Source organism: Chelatococcus daeguensis (assembly GCF_001887265.1).
GTDB lineage: Bacteria > Pseudomonadota > Alphaproteobacteria > Rhizobiales > Beijerinckiaceae > Chelatococcus_A > Chelatococcus_A sambhunathii.
The window spans coordinates 134986-154596 of record NZ_CP018096.1; the positions used below are offsets into that span (position 1 = coordinate 134986).

18 protein-coding genes are annotated in these 19611 nt (G+C 69.8%); 4 read left to right on the top strand and 14 right to left on the bottom strand.

Annotation, left to right across the window (positions count from 1 at the left end; all coding sequences use genetic code 11):
• Window positions 1-169 precede the first annotated feature (169 nt).
• On the top strand, window positions 170-991 hold the full coding sequence (locus BOQ54_RS17540) for an ATP-binding cassette domain-containing protein (protein WP_055458774.1): 822 nt from the start codon (window positions 170-172) through the stop codon (window positions 989-991).
• Here the strand turns inward: BOQ54_RS17540 and BOQ54_RS17545 are convergent, their stop codons facing one another.
• From BOQ54_RS17545 to BOQ54_RS17595, 11 genes are all read right to left on the bottom strand, one after another.
• A complete protein-coding gene (locus tag BOQ54_RS17545; RefSeq protein ID WP_071924611.1) occupies window positions 992-1621 on the bottom strand; it encodes a histidine phosphatase family protein in 630 nt (209 codons plus the stop codon).
• A gap of 17 nt (window positions 1622-1638) precedes the next feature.
• Complete coding sequence (gph, locus tag BOQ54_RS17550; protein ID WP_071924612.1) at window positions 1639-2307, bottom strand: phosphoglycolate phosphatase; 669 nt, start codon at window positions 2305-2307, stop codon at window positions 1639-1641.
• 120 nt (window positions 2308-2427) lie between these two features.
• Window positions 2428-3525, bottom strand: coding sequence for an ABC transporter ATP-binding protein (locus tag BOQ54_RS17555; protein ID WP_055458771.1), 1098 nt, complete (start codon window positions 3523-3525; stop codon window positions 2428-2430).
• 31 nt (window positions 3526-3556) lie between these two features.
• Window positions 3557-5236: an ABC transporter permease gene (locus BOQ54_RS17560; RefSeq protein WP_055458975.1), complete on the bottom strand. Its 1680-nt coding sequence runs from the start codon at window positions 5234-5236 to the stop codon at window positions 3557-3559.
• A 132-nt stretch (window positions 5237-5368) separates the two neighbouring features.
• Complete coding sequence (locus tag BOQ54_RS17565; protein ID WP_071924613.1) at window positions 5369-6691, bottom strand: ABC transporter substrate-binding protein; 1323 nt, start codon at window positions 6689-6691, stop codon at window positions 5369-5371.
• A gap of 179 nt (window positions 6692-6870) precedes the next feature.
• Window positions 6871-8214, bottom strand: a complete 1344-nt coding sequence (locus BOQ54_RS17570) for a sigma-54-dependent transcriptional regulator (protein WP_186438082.1) — start codon at window positions 8212-8214, stop codon at window positions 6871-6873.
• A gap of 14 nt (window positions 8215-8228) precedes the next feature.
• On the bottom strand, window positions 8229-10136 hold the full coding sequence (locus BOQ54_RS17575; RefSeq protein WP_063188989.1) for an ATP-binding protein: 1908 nt from the start codon (window positions 10134-10136) through the stop codon (window positions 8229-8231).
• Window positions 10133-11509 (bottom strand): ABC transporter substrate-binding protein, encoded by a 1377-nt coding sequence (locus BOQ54_RS17580; protein WP_071924615.1) that lies wholly within the window; start codon window positions 11507-11509, stop codon window positions 10133-10135. The genes BOQ54_RS17575 and BOQ54_RS17580 overlap by 4 nt, the downstream gene beginning before the upstream one ends.
• A gap of 155 nt (window positions 11510-11664) precedes the next feature.
• On the bottom strand, window positions 11665-12822 hold the full coding sequence (locus BOQ54_RS17585; protein WP_055458766.1) for a winged helix-turn-helix domain-containing protein: 1158 nt from the start codon (window positions 12820-12822) through the stop codon (window positions 11665-11667).
• Between the two features lie 38 nt (window positions 12823-12860).
• The gene (locus tag BOQ54_RS17590; protein WP_063188985.1) at window positions 12861-13535 is read right to left on the bottom strand and encodes an HAD family hydrolase; all 675 of its coding nucleotides are present in this window, start codon (window positions 13533-13535) and stop codon (window positions 12861-12863) included.
• A 43-nt stretch (window positions 13536-13578) separates the two neighbouring features.
• Window positions 13579-14526, bottom strand: a complete 948-nt coding sequence (locus BOQ54_RS17595; protein ID WP_063188982.1) for a LysR family transcriptional regulator — start codon at window positions 14524-14526, stop codon at window positions 13579-13581.
• A 99-nt stretch (window positions 14527-14625) separates the two neighbouring features.
• Here BOQ54_RS17595 and wrbA point away from each other — a divergent pair, with 99 nt between their 5' ends.
• A complete protein-coding gene (gene wrbA / locus BOQ54_RS17600; RefSeq protein ID WP_063189064.1) occupies window positions 14626-15318 on the top strand; it encodes an NAD(P)H:quinone oxidoreductase in 693 nt (230 codons plus the stop codon).
• Window positions 15315-16514 (top strand): MFS transporter, encoded by a 1200-nt coding sequence (locus BOQ54_RS17605; protein WP_055458762.1) that lies wholly within the window; start codon window positions 15315-15317, stop codon window positions 16512-16514. Before wrbA ends, BOQ54_RS17605 begins: the two co-directional genes overlap by 4 nt.
• On the opposite strand, the gene BOQ54_RS17610 is transcribed toward BOQ54_RS17605, so the two are convergent.
• From BOQ54_RS17610 to BOQ54_RS17620, 3 genes are all read right to left on the bottom strand, one after another.
• A complete protein-coding gene (locus tag BOQ54_RS17610; RefSeq protein ID WP_063188978.1) occupies window positions 16477-17265 on the bottom strand; it encodes an RES family NAD+ phosphorylase in 789 nt (262 codons plus the stop codon). The genes BOQ54_RS17605 and BOQ54_RS17610 overlap by 38 nt on opposite strands.
• Window positions 17225-17608 (bottom strand): antitoxin Xre/MbcA/ParS toxin-binding domain-containing protein, encoded by a 384-nt coding sequence (locus BOQ54_RS17615; protein ID WP_063188976.1) that lies wholly within the window; start codon window positions 17606-17608, stop codon window positions 17225-17227. The genes BOQ54_RS17610 and BOQ54_RS17615 overlap by 41 nt, the downstream gene beginning before the upstream one ends.
• Window positions 17609-17678: 70 nt before the next feature.
• On the bottom strand, window positions 17679-18677 hold the full coding sequence (locus tag BOQ54_RS17620) for a c-type cytochrome (protein ID WP_055458759.1): 999 nt from the start codon (window positions 18675-18677) through the stop codon (window positions 17679-17681).
• Between the two features lie 194 nt (window positions 18678-18871).
• On the opposite strand from BOQ54_RS17620, the gene BOQ54_RS17625 reads away from it, so the two are divergent.
• Window positions 18872-19456, top strand: coding sequence for an intradiol ring-cleavage dioxygenase (locus BOQ54_RS17625; protein ID WP_071924616.1), 585 nt, complete (start codon window positions 18872-18874; stop codon window positions 19454-19456).
• Window positions 19457-19611 lie beyond the last annotated feature (155 nt).

Consider the following 19611-nt stretch of genomic DNA (forward strand, 5'->3'; position numbering starts at 1 on the left):
GGAAAGGCTCGTGCTTCGTGCATTGCCCATTGCGCGCCGCCCCTCCGTGGGCGTATTCCGGCGCTCGGGCGCACTGCCGGGACCAGAACGCCGGTCAGCGTGCGGCCATGCAGCCGGCGGCAGCCGCCGACCTCCTCATGCTCACCGTCGGCACCTGACGAGGCTCCCGATGCTCGACCTCCCGACTCGCCCGACCGAAGCCGCATCCGACATGACCGGCCCGCTCTTCGCGCTCGACGATGTCGCCTTCGCGCTGCCCGAGCGCACCCTGCTTGGACCGCTCTCATTGACCCTCCCGGCGAAGCGCGTCGTCGGCCTCATCGGTCACAACGGCTCCGGCAAGTCGACGCTGGTCAAGCTGCTGGCGCGCCAGCAGCAGCCGTCGGCCGGCACCGTGCGTTTCGCCGGCCGGCCGCTGCCGGAATGGGGCGACCGGGCGTTTGCCCGCAAGGTCGGCTACCTGCCGCAGCAGACGCCGCCCGCCACGGGCATGCTGGTGAAGGAACTCGTAGCGCTCGGCCGCTATCCCTGGCACGGCGCGCTCGGGCGCTTCTCCGCCATCGACCGGGAGAAGGTCGCCCAAGCGATGGCGCTCACCGATGTCGAGATCTTCGCCGACCGGCTGGTCGACACCCTGTCCGGCGGCGAGCGCCAGCGTGCCTGGCTCGCCATGCTGGTGGCGCAGGATACCGAATGCCTGCTGCTCGACGAGCCGATCTCCGCCCTTGACGTCGCCCATCAGGTCGAGGTGCTGGCGCTGGTGCGCCGTCTCGCGCACGAGCGCGGCCTCGCCGTCATCGTGGTGCTGCACGACGTCAACATGGCGGCGCGCTTCTGCGACGAGATCGTCGCCCTGCGCGGCGGCCGCCTGCTCGCCCGCGGCACGCCGGACGCGATCATGACGCCGCGGCAGCTCGAGACCATCTACGGCATCGCCATGGGCGTGATGCGCCACCCCGACACCGGCGAGCCCATGGGCTTCGTGCGGTAGCTAGACCGGCGCGTGGTCGAGGCCGCGGATCTTCAGGTCGTCGGGCGCTGAAACATAGTTGAACGTCAGGAGGCGCGCGGCAGCCGGCGAGACGGCGCGGTTCACCGCGAAGACGGTGACGGCGCCCGGCACGAGGGGCGCGAGGCGCTGGGGCGCGAGCCCGACGAGGACGTCGCAGGTGGCGCGCACGACGCCCTCGTGCGTCACGACGACCGCGTCCCCGGGCGCGCGGGCGAGGATGTCCGCGATGGCCGCGCCGACGCGCCCACGGAACGCCTGCCACGTCTCGCCCCGGGGCGGCGTATGGGTGCCGAGCCGCCAATCGCGATAGGCGTGCCTGTCCTCGGCCTCGATCTCCGCAATGAAGCGGCCCGTCCAATCGCCGAGGTCCATCTCGCGCAGGCGGGGATCCGTCACGGCGTCGGGAAAGCCGAGGATCTCGGCCGTGCGGCGCGCGCGGCCGAGGTCGGAGGAGACGACGAGGCCGGGCGCCGGCTCCGCAGCGAAGAAGGCGGCCGCCCGCCGCGCCTGGGCGATGCCGCGCTCCGACAAGGGGGCGTCGGCGTGGCCCTGCAGGCGGCGCTCGGCGTTCCACACCGTCTCGCCGTGGCGCACGAGGATCAGTCGCATGGGATGGGTCCTGAGGCTCAGGCGGCGACCGCCTCGTCGAGGAGGAGCGGCAGCTCGGACATGGTGTCGAGGAGGCGGTCGGCGCCGAGCTCCGCATGCGGCCGGTGGCTGTAGCCGTAGGTCACGGCGAAGGCGCGCACGCCGGCGGCCCGCGCCGCCTCCACGTCGTGATAATTGTCGCCGACCATGATCGCCGCCTCGGGCGAGACCTCGAGGCGCGCCAGCGCGGCCTGGAGCGGCGCCGGGTGCGGCTTGCGCTCGGGCAGGCTGTCGCCGCCGATCACCGCGCCGAAGAAGCCGGCGAGGCCGAGCGCCTCGAGGATATCCATGGTCGCCGCATAGGGCTTGTTGGTGACGACGGCGAGCCTCAGCCCGCGCCGCTTGAGCTCATGGAGCACCTCCGGCACGCCGGGATAGGCCGCCGTGTGACCGGCGGCGCCCGTTTCGTAGATGGCGAGGAAACGCACGACATGGGCGGGCAGGCGGGACAGGTCGCCCCCCGTCGCGGCGAGCGCGCGCTCCACGAGCTTCGCCGCCCCGTCGCCGATCATCGACTTGACCGCCGCAAGGCTCACCTGCGGCAGCCCCTCCTCGGCGAGAAGGGCATTGACCGCGTCGGTCAGGTCGCGGGCACTGTCGACGAGCGTTCCGTCGAGGTCGAAGAGAATGGCCTTGGGGGGCGTCATGGGAAGCTCTCGGATTGGGAAGCGCGAATGTGGAGCGGCGTCGCGCGGCGGCGGGAGGACACCGCCGCGCGAGAAATCGCCGCAACGCATATGCCACGCGGCGGACCGCTGCACATCCCTTCAGGATGCAAGCCAGACAGCCGCATTCAGCGACAGGCCCACCTCGACGGCGGCGCCCGGCTTGTGGATGGCCTCGCCCGACTGGAAAGGTACGTCGATCGAGACCTCGGCGGAGCCGACCTTGACTCCGTAGCGCACCGTCGAGCCCAGGAATTCGCTGTGCAGGACCGTGCCCGGCAGGGACACGTCGCGGGCGCCGTCGGCCCCGAGCGAGGCATGCTGAGGGCGGAAGACGAGCTTGGCCCCCTCCGGCACCGTGACATGAGCCGGGATCGGCAAGCGCACGCCGGCGTCGATCTCGAAGAGGCGCGCCCCGCCCTCCTCGATCACGCGACCGGGCACGATGTTGGCCGTGCCGAGGAAGCTGGCGACGAACAGGTTGGCCGGCTTCTCGTAGAGCTCCATGGGCGAGCCGACCTGCTGCACGGCGCCGTCGTTCATGACGGCGATACGGTCGCAGATCGTGTTCGCCTCCTCCTGGTCGTGAGTGACGAAGATCGTCGTCAGGCCGAGGCGCTGCTGCAGATCGCGCAGCTCGCGCCTCACCTGCACGCGCATTTTCGCGTCGAGGTTGGAGAGGGGCTCGTCGAGCAGCAGCACCTTGGGCTCAATGGCGATGGTGCGGGCCACGGCGACGCGCTGCTGCTGGCCGCCGGAGAGTTGCGAAGGGCGACGGTCGGCGAGATGCGAAAGGCCGACGAGTTCCAACGCGGCCGCGACGCGCCGCTCGATCTCGGCCCTGGGCACCTTCCTTTCCTCGAGGCCAAAGGCGACGTTGCGCTTCACGCTCATGTGCGGCCACAGGGCATAGGACTGGAAGACCATGCCGACGTCGCGCTTCCACGGCGGCAGGTGCGACACCTCCCGCCCGCCGACCAGCACCTCGCCGCCGTCGGCGCGGTTGAAGCCGGCGATCAGGCGCAGCAGCGTCGTCTTCCCGCAGCCCGACGGACCGAGGAAGGCGAAGAACTCGCCGGGCCGGATGTGGAGGTCGATGCCCTTGAGGACATGGTTGGTGCCGTAGGAGAGATCGACGCTGCGGATATCCACGTCGACGGCCTGGGCGCCGAGGGTGGAGACGGAAAGGGGCTGGTTCATTGGCGTTTTCCCTTGGGGGCGGCGGGGCGCATCAGTGCCCCGCCCCCTTGGCCTTCTGGCTCTTCTCGATGATGAGGTGCGAGGCGAAGGTGCACAGGGCGACGAGCAGCACGGCGATGACGCCGAGCGCCGCCCCCGGCCCGCGCCCGGCGGCCGATTGCATGAAGACGTAGAGCCCGTAGGCGAGCGGCGCATCCGCGTTCGACTGCACGAGCATCAGCGTCGCCGACAGTTCGACCGCCGCCGTGGCGAAGCTCGTCACGAAGCCCGCAAGGATGCCGCCGGCCATCAGCGGCAGAACGATGCGGCGCACCGTGCGCACCTTCGTGGCACCAAGGTTCTCGGCCGCCTCCTCGAGCGAAACCGAGATCTGCTGGAGCGCGGCATAGCAGGCGCGCAGCGCATAGGGCAGGCGCCGGATGGCGAGCGCCAGCACGATCACGATCCACAGCGTCGCGAGCGGCGTCCCGTCCGGCAGCTGCACGCCGTAGAAGGTGCGCAGATAGCCGATGCCGAGCACGACGCCGGGAATGGCGAGCGCCGCCGTCGCCGCCCAGTCGAGCCATTGCCGGCCGATGAGCTTCGTGCGCAGCACGAGATAGGCGATGGCCGTGCCGAGCACCACGTCGATGAGTCCGGCGAGCGAGGCATAGATCAGCGTGTTCTTGACGTAGACGAAGCTCTCGCCGAACACGCGGCCATAATGCGCGAGGGTGAAGCCGTCGGGCAGCGGGCTGAAGGACCAGATCGTGGCGAAGGACAGCAGCAGGAGCCCGATGTGGGGCGCGAGCACGAGCAGGAGGATGAGCAAGACGGCCGCATAGGCCGCGACGCTCTCCCACGGCCGCATCTGCCGCTTGGCGAGGCCGCCGCCGCCACGCTGGACGGTGGCGTAGTCCTTGCCGCGCATCGCCCGCGCCGACACCCACATGGCGAGGATCGACATCACGATGAGCACCACCGAGATGACGTAGCCCATCGGATCGGCGATGCCGATCGACGTGACGCGCAGATAGGCCTGCGGCGCCAGCATGTCCTTGACGTTGAGCAGGAGCGGCGTTGCGAGGTCGTCGAAGACCTTGACGAAGACGAGCGAGGCGCCGGCGATATAGCCGGGCATGGCGAGCGGGAAGACGATGCGGCGGAACAGGCGGAAGCCCGAGCAGCCGAGGTTCTGCGCCGCCTCCTCCATCGCCCGGTCGATGTTGCGCAACGCCGCCGAAAGATTGATGAGGATGAACGGGAAATAGTGCACCGCCTGCACGAAGATGACCCCGTTCAGCCCCTCCATGAAGGGGATGCGGAAGCCGAACCAGTCGTTGAGCAGGAGGTTGACCGTGCCGTTGCGCCCGAAGAGCAGCAGCATGGCGACCGCGCCGACGAAGGGCGGCATGATCAGCGGCAGGAAGCCCAGCGTCTGGATCAGCATCGCGCCGCGGAAGTCGAAGCGCGTGGTGATATAGGCGAGCGGCAGGGCGAAGATCGAGGCGAGCACCACCGACATCGCCGAGACATAGACCGAGTTCCAGAAGGAGCGGATGAAGAGGTCGGTCCGCGCGAAGTCGACGAAATTGACGAGCGTGAAAGTGCCCGTGCCCTTCTCCGTGAAGGCGACGTAGATCACCGTCCCCACCGGGATGATGAGGAAGAGGGCGAGGAAGACGGTGATCGCGAGGGCGAGGGCGAGCTGCCCCGGCGTCGCGGACGTCATGAAATGCCGGAAAGGTCCGGACGGCGCATGCGCACGCCCGGCGGTCGTGGCGTCAGCCATGGACGCTCCCCCGAATGGACATGGAAACGTGGGGGCGGCCCCGCCGGGGAGCCGCCCGGTCGTGGCGCGGGATCAGCGCGCGCGCTTGAGCGCCTCTTCGGCCTTCGCCTGCGCCCGCGCATAGCGCTCCTTGGCGAAGGCGGACCATTGCTGCTCGAGCTCGGCCTGGCGGGCGCCCTTCTCCTTGCCGCCGGTGAAGGCGCCGGTGATCTCGGGTGAAGCGGCCTGTTCCGCGGTAATGGGCATGGCGGCGACGAGGTCGCGCGCCTCGCTGACGAGGGCCCGGGCCTCGGCGTTGTCCTTCTTCGCGAGGGCCGCCTCGGCGTCATGGATGGCCTTGGTCGCCGCCTTCAGGGCATCGAGCTGGAAAGTGACGGTCTGGTCGTAGAGCACGTCGACGACGTTGGAGCGCTTCTCCGACACCTCGACGTCGAACTTCACCCGCGCCCCGAGGGAGGGATCCTTGAAGGGGTTGGGATAGTCGGCCGGGGCCTTGTCATAGACGGCCGGGTTGACCGGCAGGCGGCGGATGCTCGGCTCGAGCAGCACCTCCTGCCCGGCGGGCGAGATGAGATAGTCGACGAAGGCCTGGGCGCTGGCCTTGTTCGGCGCATTGGCGACGACCGCGACATTGGCCGGCACGATCGTCGTCACCGTCGGATAGACGAACTTCACCGGAAAGCCGGAAGCCTGCGAGGAGAAGGCGAAGAAGTCGATGACGATGCCGAAGCCGACCTGGCCGGAATTGACGGCCTCCGGCACGCCGAAGGAGCGCTCGGTGATCTGCCGGAAGTTGCCGGACACCTCCTTGAGCGTGCGCCAGCCCTTCTCCCAGCCCTCGCCCTGCAGGATGGTCTCGATGGTCAGGTGCGTCGTGCCCGAGCGCGACGGCGCCGCCATGGCGACATGGTCGAAATAGACCGGCTTGGCGAGGTCCTGCCAATCCTTCGGCTCCGGCAGCTCATTGGCCTTGGCGTAGCGCTCGTTCCACATGATGCCATAGCCGGAGGCGGCAAAACCCGAATAGAAGCCATCGGGATCGTTGATCGGATAGGAGCCGATCTTGTCGGGGATGCCCTCGGCCTTGGGCTTGTAGGCTTCGAGCAGGCCCTTGCCCTTCAGCACCTCGAAGGCGTCCGGCGCCGAGGCCCAGAACAGGTCGACCTGGTTGTTGGCCTTCGTCTCCTCGAGATATTTCACGCCGGCATTGGTGTTGCGGTTCTGCACGTCGAGCGTGACGCCCGGATGGGCCTTCTCGAAGGCCTGCTTGAACGGGTCCGTCACGTCCTTGGAGAAGGAGGTCACGACCGTGACCTTGCCGGTCTGGGCAAAGGCGACACCCGTGAACAGGGCAGCGCCGATCAGCGCCGCAGCGGCGGCGTAATGACGTGGCATCTTTTTCCTCCCGAATGGGCTGTTCTGCTGGGCCGCCCGAAGGCAGCACACCCCTTCCAGCAACAAGCGGGCCAGATGCCGGAAACCGCCCTCAGCAAGGGCTTGCGCACAGCCGACAGCCGACCCCGGCGGGTCAGGCGGGTAACAGCGCCGACGGCCGATGGGTCAGGACGGTAACATCAGGCGTCGATCGCGGTGCCGCGGCCGAGGTCGTATTTCTTCATCTTCAGGTAGAGAGTCTTGCGCGTGATGCCGAGCGCTTCCGCCGTGACCCCGATGCGTCCGGAGAACTGCGCCAGCGTCTCCTCGATGATGCGCCTCTCGGCCGCCTCCATCTGCTCCTCGAGGCTCTGGAGCCCCGCGCCGCCGCGCACGGGCTGCTGCGGCTCGTCCTCGTCGAGCCCGAGGAGATAGCGCTCGGCCGCGTTGCGCAGCTCGCGCACGTTGCCGGGCCAGTCCTGCTGCCTGAGCCGCTCGCTGAGCGCCGGGTCGGGCGGAGGCGCCGCCCGGCCCTGCCGCTGGGCGGCGAGATCGAGGAAATGGGCGAAGAGCAGGGGCACGTCCTCGCGCCGCTCGCGCAGCGGCGGCAGGCGCAGCGTGACGACATTGAGGCGATAGACCAGATCCTCGCGAAAGGCGCCGCGGCCCGCGAGCTCGGCGAGATCGGCCTTGGTCGCGGCGACGACGCGCAGGTCGACCGGGATTTCCCGGTTCGAGCCGAGCCGCTCGATGGTGCGCTCCTGCAGGACGCGCAGCAGCCGCACCTGCGCCGGCAGGGGCATCGATTCGATCTCGTCGAGAAAGAGCGTGCCGCCGCTCGCATGCTCGATCTTGCCGATGCGCCGCTCGCGGGCGCCGGTGAAGGCACCCGGCTCGTGGCCGAACAACTCGCTCTCGATCATCGTCTCGGGGATCGCGCCGCAATTGACGGCGACGAAGCGGCCCTTGGCGCGCCGGCCGAAATCGTGCAGGGCCCGCGCCGCCACCTCCTTGCCCGTGCCCGTCTCGCCGAAGAGGAGCACGTCCGTCTCTGCATCGGCAAGGGTGCGCAGAGTGCGGCGCAGCCGCTCGATGGCGGCCGAGCGGCCGACGAGACGGCCAGCGAAGGGGTCCCGGTCGGCCGCCCCCCTCCGCAGGGTCCGGTTTTCGAGGATGAGGGCGCGGTGGGCGAGAGCGCGCCGCAGCGTCTCGGCGAGCCGCACCGGATCGGCGGGCTTCTCGACGAAGTCCCAGGCGCCGGCCCGCACCGCCTTGATCGCCATCGGCACGTCGGCATGGCCGGTCACGAGCACGACCGGGATCTCCGTATCGATCGCGCGCACAGCCTCCAGAAGGCCGAAGCCGTCGAGACCCGGCATGCGCACGTCGCTGAGGATCACGGCCGGCTGGTCCGCGGTCAGGAGGTCGAGCGCCTCGCGCGCCGAGCCGACGGCCGTCACGGCAAGCCCGTCGAGCTCCAGCGTCAGCCGGTAGGCGTCGCGCACCTCGCGATCGTCATCGACCAGAACAACGCTTGCCGCCATTCCGTCTGCCATGCTCACGCCTGCCCCGCTGCAGCAAGCTCTACCACGAAGGTCGTGCCCGCCGGCCCCGTCTGCGCCAGCGAGAGAGCGCCGCCGAAGTCCTTGACGATGTTGTAGGACATCGACAGGCCAAGGCCGAGCCCCTGCCCCACCGGCTTGGTGGTGAAGAACGGGTCGAAGACGGCTGCTCGCGCCTCCGCATCGATACCCGAGCCGCTGTCGCTGACGGACAAGAGGATCCGTCCGCCTTTCGCTTCGGCGCCGATGGCGATGTGCCGCTCTCCGCCGCCGTCGAGCGCGTCGAGCGCGTTCGAGACGAGGTTGACGACGACCTGCTCCAGGCGAATCTCCTCCGCCTCGACCGTCACTGGGCCGTCGGGGAAATTAAGCCGTACAGCGACACGCTCCTCGTCGAGACGCTGCGCGAAGAGGCTGAGCGCGCCATCGACCACGGCCTTCAGGTCCACCGGTTCGAGCGTCGGCGCCGGCCGGCGGGCGAACCGCTTGAGATGGCGGATGAGCTCGGCCATCCGGGCCGTCAGGCCCTGGATCCGCTCAAGGCTCGCCCGCGCCTCATCCATGCGTCCGCGCGCGATGAGGACGGCGCTGTTGTGTGCGTGGGAGCGGATCGCGGCGAGCGGTTGGTTGAGTTCGTGGCTGATGCCGGCCGCCATCTGGCCGAGGGCGGCGAGCTTGGCGGCCTGGACGAGATCGTCCCGCGTCTGCCGGAACACCGCGAGCGCCTTCGCAAGGTCGCCGAGTTCGTCGTCGGTCGGCGGCGGCAGGACCGGCATGGTGGGCCCGCTCGCGATCGTCGTCGCGGCGAGCGTCAGCCCCTCGAGGCGCGCGACGAGGCTGCGGCGCACGTAGAACCAGCCGACGACGATGGCGATGGCGAGCGAGGCGATGGCGATGGCAAGGAGGAGGTTGCGCCCGACGACGATGGCGGCGGCCGAGCGCTCCGCCGCCCGCCGCGCGATTTGCTCCGTGCGGCTGACCTCCTGCGAGACGAGCGCGCCGAGCTGGGTGACAAGACGCCGGTTCTCTGCCAGCAGCGCCTGGGCCTCGGCAATGGCTGCGAGTTCTGCCCGCTTCAGGGCGGCAAGACCAGCCCGGTTATCGGAAACGGCCAGGAGGCGCGCCACGATCTGGCTCACCGTGACAGTGTCGGTCCAGCTCGCAAGCGCTTTCGTCTCGATGTCGAGCTGGTCGGCTATCTCGCCGATGAAATGGCTCGTCGCGTCGAGATCCTCCACGGTCGGCACGGTCGCGAGCCGCCCGAGGAGCCCGACGATGAGATTGGCGTGGGCGTTGATGGTAAGCAGGGCCTCGCTCTTGCGACTCTCCTCGCGCAGCGTGCGGCGGCCCGATTCCGCGGCATCGCCCGGCCCGACACGACCGATGGCCGATTCCATGTTGAAACGAGCGTCGTCGATCAGCGGCTCGACCTCCTCGATGAGGTCCGCCTGCAGCCAGCGCAGTTCCTCGCTCATTTCCCGGACGCGCTCGCCGAGCGGAAAGCGCAGCTCCGCCACCCGGTCGATGGCCTGAAGATTGGCCTCGATGCCCTCGGTCACGACGATGAGCTCCGGCGACAGCGAATCCTCGCTGCTGCGCGTGTCGAGCACCGAACGCAGCACGGCGAGCCGCCCGACGAGCGTCTTGCGTATCGCATCATAGGCCTCGCGCCGCTCGGCGACGGCAAGGTCGGGCGTGCTGGCGATGACGTTGGCGCCCGCCTCCGCGAGACGGGCGGAAAAGGCGAGCGCCGGCAGATGATCGGTCGCGACCGCGTTCAACTCCTCGCTGAGGCGGGCATAGGACAGCCAGCCGACGATGCAGGCCCCGACGGCCAGCCCACCGACGCCAAGGAAGGCGAGGAGGAGGCGCCCGCCGATACCAAGCCTCGCCCTGCGGTTCATCGGGAGACCTCTGCACCGGTGACGCCGCGCCCCGTTGCCTGCACGTCGAGCCGCGCGGCCGCCTCGCCCACGGCTCGGCCGGCCCGGCGCAGGTTGTCGTCGATGGCCGCCCTGATGCGCGCTTCGAGCCGTGCCTGCGGCTCGGAAGCAGGAACGCCGCGCCGCACCCGCTCCAGCTTCCGCCACCGCTCGAGGTCCATGACCTCGTCCGCACCGATGGGCGAGCGCGTCAGGGCCTCGCGCGCCTCGCCGACCAGGCGCGCCGCCTCCGCATCGCCGCGCCGGACCAGCGCCGCCTCCACCGTCCGCACCGACCGCCAGAGACGCGCGAGCTCGGCACGACGGAAGGTGATCATCTCGTCGAAGATGATATTGACGAGTTCATAGCGGGCGGCCGACAGGCGCGGATCGAACAGGCCGTGCGCGAACAAACCCTCGCGCCTGAAGGGGCTGCCGGTCGCGACATCCCCGACGGCATAGGCGGCAGGTGAGATCGGCAGCCGGGCGATGGCCGGATCGAGCAGGATCGCCTGCCCATCGGGTGAGAGCACGAGATCCACGAACCGCTCGGCGCCCTCGCGGTTGTCCGCATCGCTGAGCACCGCGATGCTTGCGGGGACGAACAGCGTCTCCTCCGGCAGTGCGAAGGCCATGGCACCCCGCGGCAGGCCGTCCTGGTTGGCGAGGAAATCGATGGAGGGGCCGATGCCGAAGCGTCCGCGCGCGACACCGGCCGAGACGCCGAAGCTGCGGGCGGTGACGGTGGCGAGATTGCCGCCGATCTCGGACCACAGGCCCCAGCCGCGCTCCCAGCCGTAGACCTGCAGGATGGCTTCGACCATGAGGTGCATGGTGCCCGAGCGCGAGGGCGCGCTGATGCCGACGTGCCCGGCATAGGCTGGCGCCGCAAGATCGGACCAGCCGCGCGGCACCGGCAGCCCCTTCTCAGCCATGTAGTCGGGATTGTAGACGAAGCCGTAGCCCGACAGGGCGAAGCCGAGATAGGCGCCGTCCGGATCGTTCACGGGATAGCCGGCGATACGCTCCGGCGCGCCTGTCGGGCGCGGCTTGAGGCGCGCCAGCCGGCCGGCCGCCTTCAGGATCTCGAAGGCATCGGGCGCCGAAGCCCAGAAGACGTCCGCCTTCTGCCGGCCGCCGACGAGTTCGGCCACCGCCGCCGTCGTCTTGCGCTGCACGAATTCGATCGTGCTGTCGGGATGGCGCTGTTCGAAGGCCCGCCTGTAAGGCTCGAGGAACTGCGGGGGAAAGGAGGTCAGGACCCGCACGGTACGTGTGCCCGCTCCGGCCGCCGTCGCCGGAAGGGCAAGGTGGACGAACAGGGCGGCGAGGCAGACGGCGAGGATGCGGACCATGGCCCCTGGCTATTATCGCAGATCGCGCGGCAGTTATGCCCCTCTTCTCACGAAGGGCCCGCCTTGTCACGGCCTGCGCAGGGCCCTGCCTGCCGAGCCACAAGCGCTCTGCGCGACCGCCTTCAGGACATGCGCTGATCCAGCGGACCGTCCGGTCAACGCGCCAGTTGGAAGCGCTCGAAGCGGTGCAGTTCCTCGTCGATGCGCGTCTTCAGGCCGTCACGCCTGCCATCGGTGAACCAAGTCCACTGCTGGATGAGCAGCTTGCCGTTCTCCCGGTCCGCCTTGAGGTCGATGGCGGCGACGATCTCGTCGCCGACGAGGACAGGCAGCGCAAAATAGCCGAGACGACGCTTGTCCTTCGGCACATAGGCCTCGAAGCGGTGCTCGTAGCCGAAGAAAAGCTGCGTGCGCTTGCGCTGGATCATCAGCGGGTCGAAGGGCGAAAGGATGTGCACCGTATCGGACGGCGCGCCGCCCGCCGTGGCGAGCACCTCCGGCCGGGCCCAGTGGAGCAGCTTCTCCTCCCCCGCGAGGACGACGGGCACGAGCTCCTTGCGGCGCACCCGCGCCTCGATCGCCTGCCGCACGGCGGGCTTGCTGCCGGCGTCGAGATAGCAGATGGAATCGAGGCTCACGAGCCCCTGCGCCCTCAGCGCGCGGTCGAGCAGATAGGCCGCCCGCTCTTTCTCGGAAGCCGGCTTCGGCGGTGCGTCCCAGCCGAAATGCCGCTCCATCAGCTCGTAGGTCTTGACCATGCCGTTGCGGGCGCTGACCGTCAGCACACCCGTGTAGAATGCAAGCTGCAGCGCCCGCTTCGACGGTTTGCGGCTGGCCCAGGGGTGGTCCTTCTCGACGAGGACGTCGTCCTCGATGTCGCGGATGGTCAGCGGCCCCTCGCTCCTGACGAGCGTCAGCACCTTGCCGAGATCCGCCTTCTTGACCGAGGCGAACCACGGCCGCGGCTGCCGGCGGTAGCGCTTCATCGCCCCGAGGTAGAAGCGCAGGTCCCGCGTCGGCACGTAGGACAGGGCGTGCGTCCAATATTCGAAGACACTCTTGTCGACGCTCTGCGCCCGGGCGAGATCCTCGCGGCGATAGGCCGGGATGCGCGTCCACAGGATGTGGTGATGGCAGCGCTCGATGACGTTGATGGTATCGATCTGGACATAGCCGAGATGTTCGACCGCAGCCTGCGTCGCCTCCGGTCCTGCACCGAAGGGCTCGGGCGTGTCGAGCCGCTGCGCGGCGATCCAGATATGCCTGGCCGCGGCCTTGGAAAGCACATGGGGTGTCGTCGTCTTGGGCGCCATGGCGCGGACGATAACCGGATTCGCCTCCTGAGGGGGAGCTAGCGACGGCCGCCCACCTCGTCGATGTGCTTGAGCAGGTCGGCCGGGTCGTCGTAGACGCGGAAGGCGCCGGCCTGGCGCAATTCGTCCGGGCCGTAGCCGCCGCTCAGGAGGCCGACGCCGAGGGCGCGACAGCGCGTTGCCGCCAGCATGTCCCAGATGGCATCACCCACGACGACCGCCGTCTCGATGGGCGCGCCGAGCCGGCCGGCAGCGGCGACGAAGAGGTCGGGATCGGGCTTGGCATATTTCACCTGGTCGCGCGTGACGACCGGCACCTTGGCAGGGTCGACGCCGAGCGCCTCGATGTTGAGCGCTGCCGTCTCCATGCGGCCGCTGGTGGCGATTGCCCAGGGAATGCCGTTGTCGGTGAGCCAGGCGAGCAGTTCGCGCGCGCCGGGCAGCGGCCGCACCTGGCCGGCGAGGCGTCTGTAGGCCGCCGCGTGACCCTGGCGCAGGCGGTCGACGCGCTCGGCCGAGATGTCCAAGCCCGTCTCGCGCAGGAGCTGGTTGGTGAAGAGGCCGCCGCTCATGCCGATCTTGCGGTGGATGCGCCAGACGGACAGGTCGATGCCCTCGGCATCGAGCGCCTCCTTCCAGGCGAGGACATGCTGGTAGACGCTGTCGACGAGCGTTCCGTCGAGATCGAACAGGAAGACGGGTTCGATACGCATGGGGTCGCACCTTGCGGCTGGGTCGGGAGCTCACACCGTCTTCTCACGACGCGTCCGGCTTGTCACCGCTCAAGAGCGCAGGACAGGCGACGGCGTGCCGCTCGAGCGCCGCACCGAAGGCGCGCGCCGCCGGGCCGAGCGGCGCGTCCGTCCGGTGCACCAGATAGGCGGTGACGATGGCCTCCCCGCCCGGCCCGAAAGCCGTCGCGTTGAGCCGCACCAGGCGGCCCTCGGCGAGATCGTGCGCCACGAGCCACAACGGCAGGCGGCCCCAGCCCAGGCCGCCGATGATGAGGGCGTGCTTCACCTCCTGGCTGTCGACGCGCCATGTGTTGGGCGACAGGACGCCGAAGTCCCGCCCCTGCGACAGGGGCGAGGAATCTTCGAGCACGATCTGCAGATGGTCGGCGAGGTCCTCCGTGCCGAGGGGCTCCTGCGGATCGCGCCGGCCGAGCGGATGGGAGGCGGCGGCGACGGCGACGAAGGCGAGCCGCGTTAGGATGCGGCGCGCGATGCGCGGGTCGGGAAAATCGCCGCCCACGTTGATGCCGAGCGTCGAGCGGCCTTCGCGCACGGCAACGAGCGGGCCGCCGAGGGGCAGGAAGGAGACGCGTACCGCCACGGACGGGTGGCTCGCCCTGAGGTCGCGCAGAGCGGCGGCGATGACGGGCAGGGAAAAGAGCGTGTCGACCACGATCGGCAGCTCGATCTCGAGGTCCTGCGAGAGGCCGCGTGCCCGGGCGCGCAGGAAATCGACCTTGAGCAGCGCCGCCCGCGCATCCTCGAGCAGCGCCCTGCCCTCCCGGGTCAGCACCGGACGGCGGCCGGAGCGGTCGAACAGGGCGAGGCCGAGCTCCGCCTCGAGATTGGCCATCGCATGGCTGACGGCCGACTGCACGCGGCCGAGGCGCGCGGCGGCCGCGCGGAAGCTGCCGGCCTCGGCAACCGCGACGAAAACCCGGAGCTGATCGAGAGTGAGTGCATCCAGCATGATCTATATCTTCGATCGTTCAGAGCAAAATTTTCTCACTTATATCGATCGATGCAAGCGTCCATCTCTTCTGTGCCACGCGCTGAGAGGATGCACGACATGCGAACACGCGAAGACATAACGGACGGCAGGCACGGCAACGAGGTGCGCCCGCGGGTGCTCGTCCTCTATTACTCGTCCTACGGCCATATTGCCGCCCTCGCCGCCGCGGTTGCCGAAGGGGCCGGCGCGGCCGGAGCCGAGGTCGCGGTCAAGCGCGTACCGGAGCTGGTGCCCGACGAGGTGGCGCGCCGGGCCGGCTACGACCTGACGCAGGAGGCGCCCGTCGCCGCGGTGGCCGAGCTCGCCGACTACGACGCCATCGTCATCGGCACGCCCACCCGCTTCGGCAACATGGCGGCGCAGATGAAGAACTTCCTCGACCAGGCCGGCGGGCTCTGGGCGCGGGACGCGCTGGTCGGCAAGGTCGGCGCCGTCTTCACCTCCACCGGCAGCCAGCACGGCGGGCAGGAGACGACCATCCTGACGGCGCATGTGGTCATGATGCACCTCGGCATGGTCGTCGTCGGCCTGCCCTACACGTTCAAGGGCCAATTGCGCATGGACGAGATCACCGGCGGCTCGCCCTACGGCGCCTCCACGCTCGCCGACGACGGCAACGGCGGCGACCGGCGGCCGAGCGAGAACGAGCTCGCCGGCGCCCGCTTCCAGGGCCGCCACGTCGCCGAGATCGCGGGCCTTCTCGCTTTCGGCCGCGCCCGGCGGGACATCCGCGCAAAGGCGGACGCATGACCGGCGGGCGCGGCACGACGGGCCTCATCGTCGGCGCCGGCATCTTGTCCGCCTTCCAGGTCGGCAAGGCGCCGCTGGCGCTGGAGGCGGTGCGTGCGGATCTCGGCCTATCCCTTGCCGCCGCCGGCTGGCTCCTCTCGGCCTTCGCCATCGTGGGCGCCGTAGCGGGCATGGCGATCGGCCTCGCGGCAGGGCGCGCCGGCATGCGCCGGCTCGCCGTCGGCGGCCTTCTCCTGCAGGCGCTCGGCAGCGCCATCGGGGCCGGCGCCGGCGGCGCGCCCCTCCTCCTCGCGAGCCGCGCCATCGAAGGCCTCGGCTTCCTCGCGGTCGTCGTCGCGGCTCCGGCGCTTCTCGCGGCGATCACGCCCGCGCCTCGCGCCGGCCGGGTCTTCGCGCTGTGGAGCACCTTCATGCCGGTGGGCATGACGATCATCCTCGCCGCGGCACCGCTGCTGCCCGTCCTCGGCTGGCGCGGGTTATGGCTCGGCAATGCCGCGCTGCTCGCGGGCTGTGCCTTGCTCGTCGCCCTGCGTACGAAGAGCCTTTCCCTGCCCCTTCCGCCGGAAGGCATGGGCGCGGATGCGCGCGAAACCCTCGGCAGGCGCGGACCATGGCTGCTCGCCGGGCTGTTCGCGGCCTTCTGTATGGCCTTTTTCGCCGCCTTCGGCTTCCTGCCGACGATCCTCGGCGAGCGCCTGGCCGTCGCGCCGGCGGCGGCGAGCCTGCTGACCGCACTCGCCATCCTCGCCAGTGCCGGCGGCAACCTTGTCTGCGGCCGCCTCATCGCCCGGGGCTGGGGCCATCGGGGCCTGCTTGTCATCGGCTTCGCGGCCATGGCCGTCTGCGGCCTCGGCATCTTCACCCCGTCGATGCCGGGTGCCGGCGCCTATGTGTCGTGCCTCATGTTCTCGGCTATCTCCGGCCTCATCCCCGTCGTCCTCTTCGATGCCGCGCCGCATTACGCACCGCGGCCCGACCGCGCGGCCGCCACCATGGGGCTGCTGATGCAGGGCAACAACCTCGGGCTGCTCGTGGGCCCGGCCGCGGCGGGGCTCCTCGCCGGAAGCCTCGGCTGGCCGAGCCTCGCCGCCCTCGTGGCCGTCGTCGCGCTCGCCGGCATCACGCTTGCGGCGATGCTGCCGCCGCGGCGGGCGGAGCTCAGCGGCGGGGCGAAACCGTCGGCCGCTCCCAGTTGAAGGCAGCAAGGCGCGGATCGTCGGCGAAGGCCTCGCGGCCGAATTCGAGGCCGCTCGCGGGAAAGTCGCAGACGGCCTGCACACCGCTCGGCCCGAGGCGCATGCGCCAGGTCTGCCGCTCGAGCGGGCGCGGCTCGGAGAAGGCGGCGCAGGTCAGCACCGCGAGATTGGCGCCGCGCTCGGGATCGCGCACCGATTCATAGCGGATGACGGCGATGCCCGCCTCCCGCGCCGCATCGGCGAGCCCCTGGCAGGCGTCATAGGCGAGAAGGTCGGTCCACAGCGCCCTGTCGCGCACGAGCGGCGGGGCCGTGAGGTCGAGCGCCCGCGCCACGGCGACGGCGGCGGAGAAGGCTGTGTAGTCGGTCGTGTTCGCCGGCCAGGGCGTCATCGGCGATTCGGCGAAGAAGAGGAGGCGGTAGAAGGCCATCTCGGCCACGGCGGTGCGCGGCGTCTCGGCAGCGTAGTAGACGCCGGCGGTGCGGCCGGCGCGGCGGAAGCGCGAGCCCCTGGGATATTCCGCCCCGTAGCGGAACGGCGTGGCCAGCAGATAGTCGAGATGGCGGCACTCGGGCGGCAGCGCCGGCTTCGTCTCCTCGATGAGATCCTCGAGAAGCTTCTGCTCATCGAGGTTGTCGACGAGCTTGAGCGTCGCGACGCGATGCTGCGCCTCGATGAGCCGCCAGCAACGCCCCGCATGCGGACGCGCCTCACACGACAGCGCGGCGGGCGTCCAGATAGGCGATGACATCGACGAGACCGGCGACGGTGCCGATCCGGTCGAGCGGCCGGGCACCGAGAAGGGTGTTGGGATTGCGCAGCCAGGCGCGGGCGACGGTCTCGTCCCCGCCGACGATCGCATCGAGCGAGCGGAAGAGACGCACGAACAGGACCGACAGCTCGAAGGCCTTGGTGCCGGTCTCGAGCACGTAGTCACCGCGCTTCATGCGCGAGACGGTGGCTTCGCTGAGGCCAACGATGCCGGCGAGCGCCCGCGCGGTGATGTCGAGCCGGTCGGCCGCCCGCAACAGCGCCTTCGTCAGCACCGTGCCCGGGTCGGGCACATCGGCTCGCCGCTCGAGGATCTGCGCCATGGTCGCTTCTTTCAAACGCTTCTTTCCATGGAAAACATGAATAGCATAAATTTCTATGGGATGGAAATGTTCACCGGCTCTGCCCCGCTTTCAGCCGCGCCACTTCGGCGCGGATGGGCCCAAACGGCCCGTAGCGGTGCTGGCTTTCCGAAAAGCCGTCGGCATAGGGGCCGTAGGGCGCATCCACCGGCTTGTCGAGCTTGTCCGGGAAATCCGCGGCAAGGTCCCCCTTGCGCGGCCGCGGCTGCGAGACGACGAAGGCGGCGACGTCCCAGGCGTCCTCGGGGGGGAGCCGCGGCATCACCCAGCTCGTGCCGTTCGGCATGTTGTCGTGCACGAAATTGGCGATGGTGATGAGCCGGTTCATGCCAGCCCCGTCGTTGAAGCTGTCCTCGCCCCAGAGCGGCGGCGTCGCATAGCCGAGCGCATCGCCCCTGACGCCGCGCCGCACGCCTTCGCCGCCGATGCCGTGGCACCGGGCGCAGTTGTCGCGATAAATACCGGCGCCGCGCGTCGGATCGGCCGGTCGATCGAGCTCCGCCATCGCCCGCAGGCCCTGCCCGGCCACGGCGGCATCCTTCGGCAGGCCATTCGAGAGCACACGGATATAGGCAACGAGCGCCTGCATCTCGCGACCGTCCGCCGGCAGGGGCCGGCCGTTCATGGATCGCGTCATGCAGCTGTTGACCCGGTCCTCGATCGACACGTCCTCGCCGCGCCGGGTGCTGTAGCGCGGGTAGTCAACGAAGGCACCCACGAGAAGCAGGCCGAATTTCTTGCGCCCCTCGTCGAGATGGCAGTTGCGGCAGGCGAGATTGTTGCCGGCATAGCGCCGGGAAGCATCCGCCACCTCCGGCCCGACATGGGCATAGGTCGCCGCCACCAGCGAGCGGCCGTAGCGCACGAGCCGGCCGTTCTCGTCATCCGGCAGATGATCGATGTCCGGCACGCTCCAGACGGTGACGGGCGCCGCCGGCGCGCTCTGGGCTTGCGCTCGCTCCGCGCCGGCGAGCCCGACGAAGAGGACGAGGCCCGCGGCAAGCCTGCCCAGAACCCTGTCGACCATCATGATGTGCCCCCGTCCATCCCGGCGAATGCCCGGCCCCCGCCGTCCATGCAAGCCGAAGCGGCCGGCAAGAGCAAGGCCGCAGGCAACTGGACCCGCACCGCTGGAACAATGGGCCGCCGTTCCCATTTCTTGAAGGGAGCCCGCTGCGAACCCGGGCTCAGATCCGTGGCTCCCGATCGAGGGGAGAACAAGCGATGCTGCCATCCCGCCGCTCCGTCCTCCACGCCTTCCTTTCGGCACCCGCAGCCTCCCTGCTCGCCTCGGCTTCCGGCGCGCAGCCGGTCCCCGCACCGCTCACACGCACGCCGGCCTGCGACGGGCTGGAGCCGACGCCGCCCGCAACCGAGGGGCCCTTCTACAAGCCGGGCACGCCGGAGCGGCGCAGTTTCGCCGAGGACGTGCCCGGCGGTGAGCCGATCACGCTCGCCGGCTTCGTGCTCGACGAACAATGCCGGCCGCAGGCAGGGGCCCTCGTCGAGCTCTGGCACGCCGACGACGAGGGGCGATACGACAATGCCGGCTACAGGCTGCGCGGGCACCAGTTCACCGACGAGGGCGGACGCTGGTGGTTCTCCACCATCGTGCCCGCTCTCTACACCGGCCGCACGCGCCACTATCACGTGAAGGTCCAGCGCCGCGGCGGCGACGTGCTGACGACGCAGCTCTATTTTCCCGGCGAGGCGCGCAACGCCCGTGACCGCCTGTTCGACGAGCGCCTCCTGATGCGTGTCGAGAAGACCGCCGACGGAAAATTCGCCCGTTACGACTTCGTCGTCTGACGCCGGCAAGGCGGGAGTACCGATCCACGAGCATTGCGCAGATCATCATATGTATTGATCGCGCCATTCGGCGCACGCCAGGCTTTCTCCGATCATATCCGCCATCCCTTGCGGCCCTGAAGGGTTGCAATGCGAGGCTATATCGCCTAACGTGC